At 63.4% G+C, this 14,078-nt stretch carries 10 protein-coding genes and 1 pseudogene; 8 read left to right on the top strand and 3 right to left on the bottom strand.

All coding sequences use genetic code 11. From position 1 onward, the window contains the following. The first annotated feature begins 142 nt into the window (after positions 1-142). The 3 genes from JGU72_RS22975 to JGU72_RS22965 are packed head-to-tail and all read left to right on the top strand — an operon-like array spanning position 143 to position 3,062. On the top strand, positions 143-1,273 hold the full coding sequence (locus tag JGU72_RS22975) for an alkane 1-monooxygenase (protein WP_199686428.1): 1,131 nt from the start codon (positions 143-145) through the stop codon (positions 1,271-1,273). 50 nt (positions 1,274-1,323) lie between these two features. Next, a complete protein-coding gene (locus JGU72_RS22970; RefSeq protein ID WP_307828569.1) occupies positions 1,324-1,920 on the top strand; it encodes a QsdR family transcriptional regulator in 597 nt (198 codons plus the stop codon). After that, positions 1,917-3,062, top strand: coding sequence for a serine hydrolase domain-containing protein (locus tag JGU72_RS22965; protein WP_199686427.1), 1,146 nt, complete (start codon positions 1,917-1,919; stop codon positions 3,060-3,062). Before JGU72_RS22970 ends, JGU72_RS22965 begins: the two co-directional genes overlap by 4 nt. Positions 3,063-3,067: 5 nt before the next feature. On the opposite strand, the gene JGU72_RS22960 is transcribed toward JGU72_RS22965, so the two are convergent. Continuing rightward, positions 3,068-3,697: a maleylpyruvate isomerase family mycothiol-dependent enzyme gene (locus tag JGU72_RS22960; protein ID WP_199686426.1), complete on the bottom strand. Its 630-nt coding sequence runs from the start codon at positions 3,695-3,697 to the stop codon at positions 3,068-3,070. A gap of 113 nt (positions 3,698-3,810) precedes the next feature. On the opposite strand from JGU72_RS22960, the gene JGU72_RS22955 reads away from it, so the two are divergent. Next, a complete protein-coding gene (locus JGU72_RS22955) occupies positions 3,811-4,215 on the top strand; it encodes a MarR family winged helix-turn-helix transcriptional regulator (protein WP_199686641.1) in 405 nt (134 codons plus the stop codon). A gap of 3 nt (positions 4,216-4,218) precedes the next feature. On the opposite strand, the gene JGU72_RS22950 is transcribed toward JGU72_RS22955, so the two are convergent. Next, positions 4,219-6,045: a flavin-containing monooxygenase gene (locus tag JGU72_RS22950; protein WP_199686425.1), complete on the bottom strand. Its 1,827-nt coding sequence runs from the start codon at positions 6,043-6,045 to the stop codon at positions 4,219-4,221. A gap of 106 nt (positions 6,046-6,151) precedes the next feature. Between JGU72_RS22950 and JGU72_RS22945 the strand changes: the two genes are divergently transcribed. The 3 genes and pseudogenes from JGU72_RS22945 (at position 6,152) to JGU72_RS22935 (ending at position 9,459) form a co-directional block, all read left to right on the top strand. After that, a complete protein-coding gene (locus JGU72_RS22945) occupies positions 6,152-7,339 on the top strand; it encodes a helix-turn-helix domain-containing protein (protein WP_199686424.1) in 1,188 nt (395 codons plus the stop codon). Positions 7,340-7,439: 100 nt separating this feature from the next. Then, positions 7,440-8,809: pseudogene (locus JGU72_RS22940) on the top strand (MFS transporter). A 386-nt stretch (positions 8,810-9,195) separates the two neighbouring features. Further along, complete coding sequence (locus JGU72_RS22935; RefSeq protein WP_199686423.1) at positions 9,196-9,459, top strand: hypothetical protein; 264 nt, start codon at positions 9,196-9,198, stop codon at positions 9,457-9,459. A gap of 13 nt (positions 9,460-9,472) precedes the next feature. Here the strand turns inward: JGU72_RS22935 and JGU72_RS22930 are convergent, their stop codons facing one another. Then, on the bottom strand, positions 9,473-11,254 hold the full coding sequence (locus JGU72_RS22930; RefSeq protein WP_199686422.1) for a glycoside hydrolase family 15 protein: 1,782 nt from the start codon (positions 11,252-11,254) through the stop codon (positions 9,473-9,475). A 225-nt stretch (positions 11,255-11,479) separates the two neighbouring features. On the opposite strand from JGU72_RS22930, the gene JGU72_RS22925 reads away from it, so the two are divergent. Further along, a complete protein-coding gene (locus JGU72_RS22925) occupies positions 11,480-13,855 on the top strand; it encodes a lysylphosphatidylglycerol synthase transmembrane domain-containing protein (RefSeq protein ID WP_199686421.1) in 2,376 nt (791 codons plus the stop codon). The last annotated feature ends 223 nt before the right edge of the window (positions 13,856-14,078 follow it).

The raw sequence follows: 14,078 nt of genomic DNA, 5'->3' as shown, positions 1-14,078 counted from the left end.
CAAAGAATGTGACCGCGGCCATAGGATCTGCTATTTATGGCCTTGGTCTCTCCTCGGCAATTCTCTAGCAATCACGTTTATCCGGAGATAAGTTCGTTCCAGACGGAGTTCAAATACTTCGAGTTTGTTTAGGGACGAGACTATGCTCCGTGTAGAAACGCAGCAACATCGCACATGGCGCGATCGAAAGAAGTATCTGTGGGTGCTGGGGCTAATCGTCCCGGCATGCGCGTTGCTGCCATCCACGCTGGTCGCGCTCACCGGTCAAACTATCTTGTGGTGGATCGGGCCGATGCTCATTTTCGGCGCCATACCGCTGATCGACGGAATCGTCGGCGACGACGGTGAAAACCCGCCCGACGAGGTGTACGAGGAACTCTCCAACGTCCGCTTCTACCGCTGGTGCACCTACGCGTTCCTTCCCATGCAGATCGTCGCCATGACCGTTGCGTGCTGGCTGTGGTCTTTCGGCACACTCGACATGGTCGACAAACTCGGCCTTGCGGTCACCATCGGCCTCGTCAACGGGATCGGAATAAACGCGGCGCACGAACTCGGTCACCGCCGCGAGAAGCATGAGCGCTGGTTGTCGAAGGCGGCGCTCGCCCCGACCCTGTACGGCCATTTCTTCGTCGAGCACAACCGTGGCCATCACGCGAACGTCGCAACACCCAACGATCCCGCAAGCTCACGGCTCGGCGAATCGGTGTGGCAGTTCATTCCGCGCAGCGTCGCCGGCGGGTTCAGGTCCGCGTGGCGCCTCGAGCGGACCCGCCTGCTCAAGACCGGCCGCAGTCCGTGGTCCACCGACAACCACATCCTGCAGGCGTGGCTGTTCAGCGCGGTCTTGTTCGGCTCGCTGCTACTCGTCTTCGGCTGGGCGGCCGCACCCTGGCTGCTGCTGCAGGCATGCATCGCATTCGGATTGCTCGAGCTGGTCAACTACGTCGAGCACTACGGGCTCCTGCGCGGGCGCCTCGCAAACGGCCGCTTCGAACGATGCCTGCCCCGCCACAGCTGGAACAGCGATCGCCTCGTGACAAACATATTTCTGTTCCACCTCCAGCGGCACAGCGACCACCACGCCAACCCGGGCCGGCGCTACCAGACCTTGCGCAGCAACGACGAGGCACCGCAATTGCCCTACGGCTACGCGACGATGGTCCTGCTCGCTTTGGTACCGCCCCTGTGGCGCGCGGTGATGGACAAACGAGTTCTCGCCCACTACGGCGGCGACATCACCAAGGCGAACGTCGTAGCCAAACTGAAGTAGCCACGCAACATCCATTGAAATGTTGCAACGTCTAGTTGTATGTTGCATGGGTGAGTGACGTACACCACAGCCAGCCGGGATCTGCCGTAGCGGTGGGCGCCGCGCGCCGAATCTTCGTTTCCGGCGAGCGCATCGATATGCAGAAGCTCGCCGCCGAACTCGGTGTCGATCGCACGACCCTTTTCCGCTGGGTCGGCAACAGAGACGAACTGCTCGCGACCGTGCTCTGGTCCCTCGGCGCACCGACCTACCAGCGGGCAATCGATGCGACCGATTCAGTCGGTCCAGCTCGCGTCGCCGACGCCACCGGCAAGTTCGTCTCCGACCTGATCGCCGCACCCTACTTCCGTGCTTTCCTTCGCCGCGAACCCGAACGCGGGCTACGGATCCTCACGACCAAAGCCAGTCGCGTACAACACGAAATCGTCGGTGCAACAGAACGCCTCCTGCAACAGGAGATCGATCGCGGCAACCTGCGGCACGCCCTCTCGGCGCACGACCTCGCGTACCTGATCGCACGAATCTCCGAGTCGTTCATCTACGCCGACCTCATCACCGGCGAACGACCGGACGCAAACAAAGCGGCGATTGCTGTCGCCGCACTACTCGGCGACCCGCAATACACTCCGAAAGGTGTTCTCCCATGACTGAAGCCCGTGTTCATGGCACGTTCGACGACCGCTTTGCCGGAGTGGGGGCCGCGCTCGACGAGCAGCTCGCGGCGGGCGAAGAGCTCGGCGCGTCGATCGTCGTCGACATCGACGGCCAGACCGTCGTCGATATCTGGGGCGGCCACTGCGACAGCGACCGGACGACGGAGTGGACGAGCGACACGATCACCAACGTGTGGTCCACGACGAAGACGATCACGAACCTCGCGGCTCTGATGCTGGTCGATCGCGGCGAGTTGGATGTCTTTGCGCCCGTGGCGGATTACTGGCCCCAGTTCGCGGCGAACGGCAAGGAGGGCGTCGAGGTCCGCCACCTGATGTCACACACGTCCGGCGTGTCGGGGTGGGAACAGCCGTTCACGGTCGAGGACCTCTTCGACTGGCAGAAGTCTACGGAACTACTTGCAGCGCAGTCACTCTGGTGGGAGCCCGGCAAGGCATCGGGCTATCACGCGCAGAACATGGGCCATCTGGTCGGTGAAGTGATCCGGCGGGTAACCGGCAAGCACCTGAAGGAGTTCGTCGCCACCGAAATTGCCGGGCCGCTCGGTGCCGACTTCCAGATCGGCGCTCGCGAGGCGGACTGGCCACGGATCGCCGATGTCGTTCCGCCACCACCACTTCCGATAGATCTCAGTGTCCTGCCCGAAGACAATCTCATGCGAAAGACGCTGGGCTCGCCGCCGCTGGAAGCGACAGTTGCAAACACCGCGCCGTGGCGCAACGCAGACATGGGCGCTTTCAACGGGCACGGTAATGCGCGATCGGTCGCACGCATCATGTCGGCGATCTCGCTCGGCGGAGCGGTCGACGGCGTCCGGTTGCTCACACCGAAGACCATCGACCTGATTTTCGAGGAGCAATCGAACGGTGCCGACCTCGTTCTCGGCATACCGCTGCGCTTCGGAATCGGTTACGGGCTACCACAACTCGATACTGTGCCCTACATCCCCGACGACCGGATCTGCTTCTGGGGCGGCTGGGGCGGGTCGATGATCATCATGGATCTCGACCGCCGCATGACCGTGTCGTACATGATGAACAAAATGGGACCGGGCTTGGTCGGTTCGCCGCGCAGCGAGGCATACCTGCGGGCCGTGTACGAGGCCGTTGGCTGAAGCCCCTAGCGGGCAATGAGATTCGTCGCGCCATCGAGGCGGTCCAGCGCTGCGCGGCGACCCGCGACCAGCAGGAGCAGAGCCGAGATCGGCCCCTCGACGAGTTCGCCCTCGCCGACGGACCAGTCCGCATCGGTGGCCGAGAGGCGCAGCCCGCGCAGCTTGCGCTTCGCCCAGAACGGCCAGCCCATCGTCCAGACGCGTGTCGCCGCGAGGCACGCGGCGTCGGTCGGCATCGGCCGGTCACGCCCGGTCGGTATCGCGATATCCTGGCCGTGAACGAGGATGTCGCACACCATATCCCGGTAGTCGGTGAATACCGGAACCGGCAGTCGGCGGCCGCCGGCGTGGTCGCGCAACCGATCCACCAGCTCGTCCGGCGCACTTTCTGCAAGCCGGATCGCGGTGTCGCGCCCCACGTGGTGCGGGTTGAAGCCCGCACGCACCCCCGCCGCGAACATCGACGAGAGCTTGGGCGCATTCGCGCCGATCACAAGATGCGCGACGACATCCCGGACCCGCCACTCCGCGCACAGCGACGGCCGCTCCCATTCGTCCTCGGTCAGCGTGTCGAGCATGTCCGCGAGGCTGAGCCGCTGACTGCGAACAACCTGCCAACCCGTTTCGCTATCCATGTCGCCACCGCCCTCGACTTTGGTAAAGTGTCTTTGACTATTTAATCAAGGTACTTTGATCAAATCAAGGGGTGCCGGTGGCCGAAAACATTGACCCGAACGTGGCGCTGTTGATGTTCATTCCGTACCGCGCGATGGAAAACCGAGTCGTTGCGGCGCTCGACGAGGCCGGCTTCGGCGGCATGACCGTCGCGCAGCGGCGGCTTTTCCAGCGCATCGGACACAAGGGAACCCGCCTGACCGATCTTGCCGAACAGGCACAGGTGACCAAGCAGGCCGCCGGGTTTCTCGTCGACCAACTCGAGCGCGATGGGTTCGTCGAACGAGCGCCGGATCCGGCGGACGGTCGGGCGCGACTGGTCTGCTACTCCGAACGCGGTACCAAGCTCGTCGAATTGGCAACGGCCGCAGGCACAGAGGTCGAGCAGGAGTGGACCGAATACTTGGGTGAGCGCGATATGGCGCAGCTTCGTCGCTTACTGACGAAGCTGCGCGAGATCACCGATCCTTACCAGTGACGTCTAAGCCGTGTGGTGCACTTCCTGCAGTCCGTAGACCGGCGTCGGGATGCCCTCGTACCGCGCCTTGAGTTGCAGTGCGAGATACAGCGAATAGTGCCGGGACTGGTGCAGATTGCCGCCGTGGAACCACAGGCCTTCCTGCTGGGTCGGCTTCCACATGTTGCGCTGCTCGCCCTCCCATGGTCCGGGATCCTTGGTGGTGTCGGAGCCCAGGCCCCAGCACTTGCCGACCTTGTCCGCAATTTCCTGGCCCATCAGGTCCGCGGCCCAGCCGTTCATGGAGCCGTATCCGGTCGCGTAGACGACGAGGTCGGCTTCGAGTTCCGTTCCGTCGTCGAGGATCACGCTGTTCTCGGTAAGTTCGCGAACCTGGCCGTGCGCAAGCTTGATGTCACCGTTGGCGACGAGCTCCGCGGCGCCGACGTCGATGTAGTAGCCGGACCCGCGCCGCAGGTACTTCATGAAGAGACCCGAACCGTCGTCACCCCAATCATGCTGGAAGCCGGCCTTTTCCAGACGGTCGTAGAAGTCGGCGTCGCGTTCCTTGATTGCCTGATACACCGGAATCTGGAACTCGTGCATGATCCGGTACGGAAGCGACGCGAACGTCAGATCTGCCTTTTGCGTCGTCATTCCTGCTGCGAGCGCACGCTCGGAGTACAGGTCCCCCAGCCCGAGGTCCATCAAAGAATCCGACTTCACGATGTGCGTCGACGACCGCTGCACCATTGTCACGTCGGCGCCGACCTCCCACAACGCGCCACAGATGTCGTGCGCAGAGTTGTTCGCACCGATGACGACGGCCTTCTTGCCGGCGTAGCGGTCCGGTCCGGGGTGGTGGCTCGAGTGATGCTGGTCGCCCCGGAATTTGTCCATGCCGGGAAACGACGGCACATTCGGCTTACCCGACATTCCGGTAGCAAGCACGAGTTGCTTCGGGCGCAGCGTCAGTTCCTCGCCGGCGCGGTCGACGACGACCGACCACTCCTTGGCGGCTTCGTCGTAGGTCGCCGACTTGCAGGTCGTCTTGCTCCAGTACGGAACCTCCATGACCTTCGTGTACATCTCCAGCCAGTCGCCGATCTTGTCCTTCGGGGCGAACACGGGCCAGTTCTCGGGGAACTGCATGTAGGGCAGGTGGTCATACCAGACCGGATCGTGCAGGCAGAGCGATTTGTACCGGCCGCGCCACTGGTCACCCGGTCGATCGTGCCTGTCGAGGACCAGCGCCGGAATTCCGAGCTGCCGCATCCGGGCGCCGAGGGCGATTCCGCCCTGCCCACCGCCGACGATCACGACGAACGGCTGCCGGGTGTACCCGAGTTCGGCTTCTTCGTTGGCCCGCTGCTCGGACCACGTGACGCGATTCTTGTCGGCGCCGTGCTTGACGCCGCGCGGCCGCCGCCGCCCCTTGCCTTCCTCGTGCCCCTTCAGTTCCTGCATCGCGGTGAGCAGCGTCCAGGCGCCTTCGTCCTTGAGCCTGAGATGCCCTGTTCCGCGGCCGACCGCCGTCTCGAACTCGATCCACGCCGACGTCACGCCGTCGGCCTCCGTCGGTTCCTCGGACGCCCGGAAGCCGGACGGTGCAGCCTGTTCGAGCTGGGCCCGCAACATGTCCGCCACACCCGCAGGCCCTTCGACAGTCTTGATGTTCCAGGTGAATGCCGTGAGATCGCGCCAGAAGCTGTCCGTTGCGAACATGCTCGCCGCCTTGTCGACGTCACGCGCCGCGAGAGCTGCCTCGAATTCCGCCAGCCACCTGGCTACCCGCACTGCCGGCGCGTGAACCTGTCCGTTCGTCGAAACCGGCTCGATCGTCTGCGTCATCGCAACTCCTTGTCGTCTCCGTAACCCGTGTGACACAGAGCACACACCCGACGCGCCAGGACACGACAGGGTTGCAACGGATTGCACGGAGGCGCACCCTCGTGTGGTGAGTGGATTCAGCGCGATTCGGCCGGGCACCGATCTGCCCCGCTACGCGCGCGACCTGCTCCGCATGCACGATGCAGTCATCGGTGGGGGCCGTTCGCAGCTCGCGCCGCGCGACGTCGTCGCTCGTTCCTGGACCCGCGTGCTGCGGGCTGGGCTCGATCCAGACGCGTCGAACCTGCGCGATCCACTGCCGCTCGAGGAGGTCGAGCGGCGGCGGCGCGCTTCACCGCTGCAGGGCGTCATCGAGGATTTACGGCAGGTCATCACGGCGGTCGCCGACGCGTCCGCACTCCTCTTGGTCGTCACCGACAGCGACGGCATAATTCTGTGGCGCGACGGGTCGGCGCGGGTCCGGCATCACGCGGACGGGCTGGGCTTCACCGAAGGTGCCGAGTGGACCGAATCTCGTGTCGGCACAAACGCTATCGGCACAGCACTTGCGGAAGCGGCTCCAGTGCAACTCTTTTCAGCCGAGCACTTCGAACAGGCACAGCATCCCTGGTACTGCACCGCATCACCGATCCACGATCCTCGCACGGGTGACCTCCTCGGAATCGTCGACGTCAGCGGTCCGGCACTTACGCTGCACCCGACCATCACCGCGCTCGTGGAAACTGGTGTGCGCCTTGCAGAATCGCAGTTGTGGCGGCGCCACGAGCAACGCTTGGAGCGGTTGCGAACAGTCGCCGCACCGCTGCTCGCGTCAACCTCCGGTCCCGTGCTGCTCGTCGACGACAACGGCTGGGTCGCACACGCATCCGGGATATCGACCGACCGAATTGCAGTCCCGCGCAACGCGAAGACGCTGACCGTACCGCGTCTCGGACTGTGCATCCCAGAACAGATCGGCGACGGGTGGCTTGTGCGCCCCGCGGGCAAGGACACCCGGTTGCGAATGACGTTGGATCTGTCCGGTCCGCCAACGATCGAAGTGTCAGGCGCCGACAACGATTGGCGCAGCGCGCTGACGTCGCGGCATTCGGAGATCCTGCAACTCTTGCACAGGCACGGCAGAACCGGATTGACCGCGGCCGAACTGAGCAACGCCGTGTACGGCGATGCCGAACATATCGTCACCGTTCGCGCCGAGGTGTCGCGATTGCGCCGGGTCCTCGGAGCGGTGGTCGAGACGAAGCCGTACCGACTTTCCGATTCTGTGGAACTGCAGATCACGGGTCGCGTTTAAAAGCTCGAACGGGTGGGTACGCCTGCTTCGCTGTAGCGATGGCGTTGTCTCCTGCGCGGAAACGGACCTTCGCTCCTAATGCCGAAGACAGGAGAATTCCGTGTCGCAGCCAACGAGCAAGACCCACAGTCCAAACGACGTGCCGCCCAGCGTTCTCCGCAGAGCAATCGGTGCGTCGGCAATCGGGAATGCAGTCGAATGGTTCGACTACGGCGTTTACGCATATTGACGACGCACATCGCAGCATCACTATTCCCCGAAGACAGCAACGGCGTCCTGTACACGCTGGTCGGCTTCGCGCTCTCGTTCCTGATCCGTCCCATCGGCGGCCTCTTCTGGGGTCCGCTCGGCGACAGGATCGGCCGTAAACGCGTTCTCGCGATGACGATCATCCTGATGGCGTCGTCGACTCTGTTCATCGGTTTGATCCCGAGCTACGAATCGATCGGGATCTGGGCGCCGATCCTCCTGTACGCCTCACGAATCGTCCAAGGCTTCTCCGCCGGCGGCGAATACGGCGGCGCAGCGACGTTCATGGCGGAATACGCGCCCGACAACAAGCGCGGCTTCTACGGCAGCTTCCTCGAAGTCGGAACCTTGTCGGGCTTCGTACTCGGCAACTCGATCGCGTTGCTGCTCGTGAACGTCCTCGACGAGCACGCAATGGAAACCTGGGGCTGGCGCCTGCCGTTCTATGTCGCCGCGCCACTCGGCCTGATCGGTATGTACCTGCGAAACCGCATGGAAGACACGCCCATCTTCCGTGAACTCGAAGAAAAGCAAGCGACAGAAGACGAAGTCACCGGAGTCTTCAAAGACCTGCTGACGAAGTATCTGCGTTGCGTACTCATCCTTTTCGGCCTTGTCATCGCGCTCAACGTCGTCAATTACACGCTGCTGAGTTACATGCCGACCTACCTGCAGACCACACTGGACATGGAGGAGTCCGACGCATTGCTGGTCCCGCTGTTCGGTCAGATAGCGATGCTCGTGACCCTCCCGTTCTTCGGCCGACTGTCCGACCGAATCGGCAGACGTCCGATGTGGTTGTTCTCGTGCGCCGCACTGGTGGTTGCCGTCATCCCGATGTACATGCTGATCGGCACCAACCTCGCCGGAGCGATCATCGGTTTCGCGGTGCTTGGCCTGCTTTACGCGCCGCAGCTCGCGACTATTTCGGCAACCTTCCCGGCGATGTTCCCCACGATCGTCCGCTTCGCGGGCGTCGCCATCGGCTACAACGTCGCGACCTCGCTGTTCGGCGGAACCGCATCGGCGATCAACGAATCCCTCATCGGCGCAACCGGGAACAATCTCATCCCCGCGTTCTACATGCTCGGCGCATGCCTGATCGGCATTGTCTCGGCGTACTTCCTCATCGAGACGAAGGGCATGTCTCTACGCGGCACCGAGGTTCCGGGCACCCCGGAAGCCATCGAAGAACAGAAGCAACTGGTGGCGCAGGGGTAGTCGGCGGGTGCCGAGCGACCGCCTGGTCGGCAAAGCCCGCACACCCCGGCCCGCCGAGCAGGCTGATTTCGCGACACCCACTTGGCCGATATCCCCACAACCGCCTGGTCGGCAAAGCCGCACGTCCCGGCCCGCCGAGCAGGCTGATCCCGCGACCCCCACCCGGCGGATACCCCCACAACCGCCTGGTCGGCAACCCGCACACCCCCACCCGCCGAACAGGCAGCCCCCGAGACGCCCACTCGCCCGACACCCCCACAACCACCTGGTCGGCAAAGCCTCCCGCTCCACCAATTGTTTCCCGTGGAACCGAACACATCCGACCAGCGGGTCCGTAGCCTTGGAGTCCGTTCGGTCACCAGGATGAAGGGGAGGGCCCGGTCCCAATGGTTGGTCTTGTCGGCGTTGCGGTCTTGGTGATTCTCGCGGGCATCACCGAACTGTTTCGCATCTCCAACTTCGTTTTCCACTACTGGTACATCGTGATCCCGATCTTGGTGATCGTGTGGTTTTGGTTGCTGGCATACGAATTCGGGCCGCGACCGTCACCGGAGCTACGCCAGCGGATGCACGTGCTCAGGCGATGGATTCCTTTCACCGTCAAGAAGCGGCTGCGCCCGCACTGGGCACGGATCACCAACCGCGCCTGAAAAGCACCACCCGTCAGGACGCAGTTTCCTTGTCCATCGGATCGAGTTCGGCGAGTCGATGCGCCGATTCGAGCATCACCGCGTGGACGAACGCCTGCGGCAGATTGCCCCGCATCTGCCGTTGGTCGACGTCGTATTCCTCGGTGAACAATCCCGGCGGTCCACAGGCCGCCCGATTCCGCTCGAACAGGCGCAGGGCTTCGACGTCGTTACCCTGCTGATGGGTTGCCCAAGCCATGACGTAACCGCAGAGCAGAAACGCGCCTTCGGCATCCGAGAGCGGACGCGGATCTTGCCGAAACCGGTAGACGTAGCCGTCGGCACAGAGTTCGGCGCGGACCGCGTCGAGCGTGGCCCGCGTGCGCGGATCGTCCGCCGCGACCGCACCGCGAACCAGCGGAATCAGCAACGCCGCGTCGACGCGCGGATCCCCCGGCGCGCGCTGCCACCGCCCGGTCGGATGCAGACAGTCCGCTGACGTCTCGGCAACGATCCGATCGGCCATGCTGTTCCACACCGCAGCTTGCGGCGCGGGCGCAACGGCACCGACCGCGCGCAGGCCGGCCGCACAGTTGAGTCGGGAGTGCGCCCAGCGGTCGTTCTGAATCTCCCAGATTCCGGCATCCTTTTCTTGCCAACGCTTTTCGATCGCAGACACCGTTGCCTCGACCGCGTGCCAGTGCACGGTGTCAAGGCGGTCCAGTCGCGCGCCCGCGGCAAACAGCAACAGCGCGTCGCCGAAAGTGTCGAGCTGGAATTGGTTGTTCACCCAGTTGCCGGTCTTGGGCCGGCCACCCGGATACCCCGGTAGGTCGAGACGACGTTCGCTGGGCACGGCCGAACCATCCGTGGTGTACGCGGGCCGCAGGTCAGGCCCGTCCGTCAGTACCCTCTCGGAAACAAATCGGATCGCCTCGTCGAGAAGGGGAGTGGCTTCCGCCGTCCCCGCTGCCAGACCGGCATAACACTGGTCGCGAATCCACGAGTACCGGTAATCGTAATTTCGATCTCGCCGGGCACGCTCGGGCAACGACATCGTCGGCGCAGCGACCATGCCCCCGTTACTGCTCGTCAAGCCCCGCATCACCGCATAGGAGTGCTGCGAGTCGCGATCCGCGAGCGTCCCGTTGATCAGCGGCACCTCCTTCTTCCACGAGTGTTCCGTCGCCTCCCACGCCGCCACCGCTGACACCGGCTCCCGCGGAAGCGTTTTGTCCGACAGCTCCAGTACGAGATCGTGATGGTCGTTTTCCCGCACATCGATGACGGCGTGGAGCACGCCGTCGGAATCGATATCTGCGTTGTCGGCACCTGAAAGGCGCAGCCGCAGATCCCCGGAACGCATCGTCCAGATGCCGTCCTTCTTCTTGAGCCTGGTCATGCTGAAGCGACCGAAACCGGCGCGGACGTCGAGTTCTACGTCGACGCGACCGGCGCCGTGCAGCGGAAGCACTCTGCGCAGCAGAACCGCTCTATCGGGGTCACCTGGAAAGGCAAGAGCCTCACGGCATTCGATGATCGACGAGTCTTCGGTAACCCAGCGGTTGTGCCAGATCAGCGAGCGATCTTCGTACCAGCCGCCCCAGACGAACCGGCTCGCCGTAGGTTTGACCACGTACATACCGGTGCCACCGATCAGCGTCGAGAACACGGCCTCCGAATGCCATCGTGGCACGCACATCCAGGAAATGTTTCCGGTTGGACCGACGAGCGCGCCGCGCTCACCGTCGGCCAACAGGGCGTAGTCGCGCAGCACGTGTGGGTGCAGCACACGTTTGGGAACTTGGTCCACCATCGCGAATCCTCTCGACGGGGCATGCCCACGATCAGGTCGGTCCCGACTCACGGCCCCTTTCGACAAGTGGTTTCCCCACATTCGCCGCCAATACGCGTACGGCGGGAAATGAGTTCTTTCGCCGTCGACTCGCGCCCCAATCGCATCCGTTGTGCACACGGTGGAATAAGTTGACTGAAGCTGCACGGGAGGGTCAGTTCACTCGATCGAAAGACTGTTGCGAAGATGCGCGTTGATGGGCGGGAGATTCCGGTTGTCGGTAGCCTGCTGCAACCGCTCATCCGTCGCACCAACGACATAGTCCGAGTTGCGCTTGCGACGGCGTTCGTCGGCATCGTCATGGCCGGGTCGCTGATCACGCGAAATCAATGGCATTCGCTGGAACGGTCGGTATCCGACATCGTCGGTGTGCTCAGTCCCGACCAAGCGAAGCTTGTTTATCTCGTATACGGAATTCTGATACTCGCATTGCCGTTTTTCGTTCTCATCGGGTTGATTTTCAGCCGGCAGTGGAAGCTGCTCGCGGGGTTTGCCGTGGCCGCGCTTATTTCGGGACTTACTCTCTCGATCATCGTCACTGGGCAACTGACGCCGGAATGGCATATCGAAGTCCATGATCGGCTCGATTCGTTCATCTCACAGTTTCTCGACGATTCCCGTTGGATTGCGATTCTCGCTGCGGTCCTGACAGTGTCCGGCCCATGGTTGCCGCTGCGGTGGCGACGCACCTGGTGGATATTGCTGCTCGCTTTCGTCCCGATTCACCTCGTAGTCAGCAAAGTGATTCCCGCGCGTACCGTGCTCGGACTGTCGGTCGGCTGGCTCATCGGCACTCTGCTCGTCTTGCTCGTGGGCACACCGGCACTCGAGGTGCCTCTCGACCGCGCCGTTCGCGTCCTCGCAAAACTCGGATACACGGTGACGGGAATTCGCGTCCTGCGACCCGCTGGCCCCGGACCGCTGTTACTGGCGGCGAAATGCGACGAACCGAATACCGAAGTCATCGTCGAGCTCTACGGTCAGAATCAGCGCAGCGGTGGCGCGCTCCGCCAGTTCTGGCGGTGGTTCTGGCATCGCCGCAGCGAGCTAGCGCCACTGCATGCGTCGATGCGGCGAGCTGTGGAACACCGCGCGCTCATGGCGATCGCGATCGACGACATCGGGCTCGCGAGCACGAAGACGCTTGCCCTGTCGACCCTCGATCGCGGCTGGGAGATGTACGCGCACAGCACACCTCGCGGTGCTCCGATCGACCCGAATCCTGATCCCGCATTCGCGTTCAGCGTCTGGTCGTCGTTGCGGAAGCTGCACGCAAATCGCATCTCGCACGGCGGCTTACGCCGCAACGAAATCCGGATCGACGACGGCATAGCGCTGTTCGGCGAATTCACCTTCGCCGAATTCGGCGCCTCAGATTCGCAATTCCAGTCAGATATAGCGCAGCTGCTGGTGACCACGTCTGCGATGTTCGGCGAAGAGCACGCGGTTCGAACTGCGATCGACGTCCTCGGCAAGGACGCAGTGCTGACGGCGTCCCGACGACTGACGCGGTCTGCGATGCCGTTGCAGGTTCGCAAGTCGATTCCCAACGGAAACAGCGTCATGAAGGCGGCGCGCGAAGAGGTCCGCAAGCAGACGGACACCAAAGAGATTCAGCCCGAACAGGTCACACGCTTCAGCCGGAACCAGATCGTTCAGCTGGTCCTGCTGATCGGGCTCGTCTACGTCGCGTATCCGTTCATCAGCGCTGTGCCGACGTTCTTCACCGAGGTTCTCACGGCGAACTGGTGGTGGGCGCTACTCGGTCTCGGCGTCTCGGTGCTGAAGTATGTCGGTGCGGCAGTGTCGTTGTGGGCGTGCGCATCTGGGTTGGTCAAGTTTTACAACCTGGCAATCATGCAGGTGGCCAACACATTTGCCGCGACGACGACACCCGCCGGCGTCGGCGGGCTTGCGCTGAGTGTGCGATTCCTGCAAAAGGGCGGCCTCGGCACTGTTCGCGCGACCGCCGCAGTGGCCCTGCAACAGTCGGTTCAGGTCATCACCCACGTGAGCCTGCTCATCTTCTTCAGCGTCGCCGCGGGAACGACGACCGACCTGTCGCATTTCGTCCCGAGCGCAACCGTGCTGTACCTCATCGCGGGCGTCGCACTCGGCCTGATCGGCACGTTCATGTTCGTACCGATCTTGCGGCGCTGGCTGAACAACGCCATCCGGCCTCAGGTCACGGAGGTGTTCGGGGAACTCGGCGAACTGATCCGCGACCCGAAACGTTTCTCGCTGATCTTCCTCGGCTGCATTGCGACGACTCTCGGTGCGGCACTGGCATTGTGGGCCAGCATCGAGTCGTTCGGTGGAGGCGCGTCGTTCATCACCGTAACGGTGGTCACGATGATCGGCGGCACGCTCGCGTCTGCTGCACCTACACCCGGCGGTGTCGGCGCTGTCGAGGCCGCACTGATCGGCGGTCTCGCCGCGTTCGGGCTGCCGGCAAGTATCGCGGTGCCGTCCGTCCTCATGTATCGCGTGCTGACGTGCTGGTTGCCGGTCTTCATCGGGTGGCCGACGCTGCGCTGGATGACCTCGCGCGACATGATCTGAGGCCGGTCCCATCGCAAGCGCGTTCCATGGCAGAGGTTTCCGTCGCACTCCGACTCGGGAGTCGCACCGACTTGGGTTCAGGGAGTGATTGCAACACTGGAATTTCTCAGGAGTGTTGCGTGCATCTTTCACGGTTGCGGTCGGTTGTCGATCGGTACTGGTCGTTGGTCGGCGACGGCGTGCCGACGTCGACGGCGGGTGTTGCTGTCGGCGTGTCGGATAG

The sequence above is a fragment of the Antrihabitans auranticaus genome, from assembly GCF_016481275.1.
In the GTDB taxonomy this organism is placed as follows: domain Bacteria; phylum Actinomycetota; class Actinomycetes; order Mycobacteriales; family Mycobacteriaceae; genus Antrihabitans.
This window is presented reverse-complemented; position numbering and strand designations above follow the sequence as displayed.

Coding starts and splice junctions, on each gene's coding strand:
- JGU72_RS22975 (WP_199686428.1), top strand. CDS start 143: ATGCTCCGTGTAGAAACGCAGCAACATCGCACATGGCGCGATCGAAAG.
- JGU72_RS22965 (WP_199686427.1), top strand. CDS start 1,917: ATGACTGAAGCCCGTGTTCATGGCACGTTCGACGACCGCTTTGCCGGA.
- JGU72_RS22960 (WP_199686426.1), bottom strand. CDS start 3,697: ATGGATAGCGAAACGGGTTGGCAGGTTGTTCGCAGTCAGCGGCTCAGC.
- JGU72_RS22955 (WP_199686641.1), top strand. CDS start 3,811: ATGTTCATTCCGTACCGCGCGATGGAAAACCGAGTCGTTGCGGCGCTC.
- JGU72_RS22950 (WP_199686425.1), bottom strand. CDS start 6,045: ATGACGCAGACGATCGAGCCGGTTTCGACGAACGGACAGGTTCACGCG.
- JGU72_RS22935 (WP_199686423.1), top strand. CDS start 9,196: ATGGTTGGTCTTGTCGGCGTTGCGGTCTTGGTGATTCTCGCGGGCATC.
- JGU72_RS22930 (WP_199686422.1), bottom strand. CDS start 11,254: ATGGTGGACCAAGTTCCCAAACGTGTGCTGCACCCACACGTGCTGCGC.
- JGU72_RS22925 (WP_199686421.1), top strand. CDS start 11,480: ATGCGCGTTGATGGGCGGGAGATTCCGGTTGTCGGTAGCCTGCTGCAA.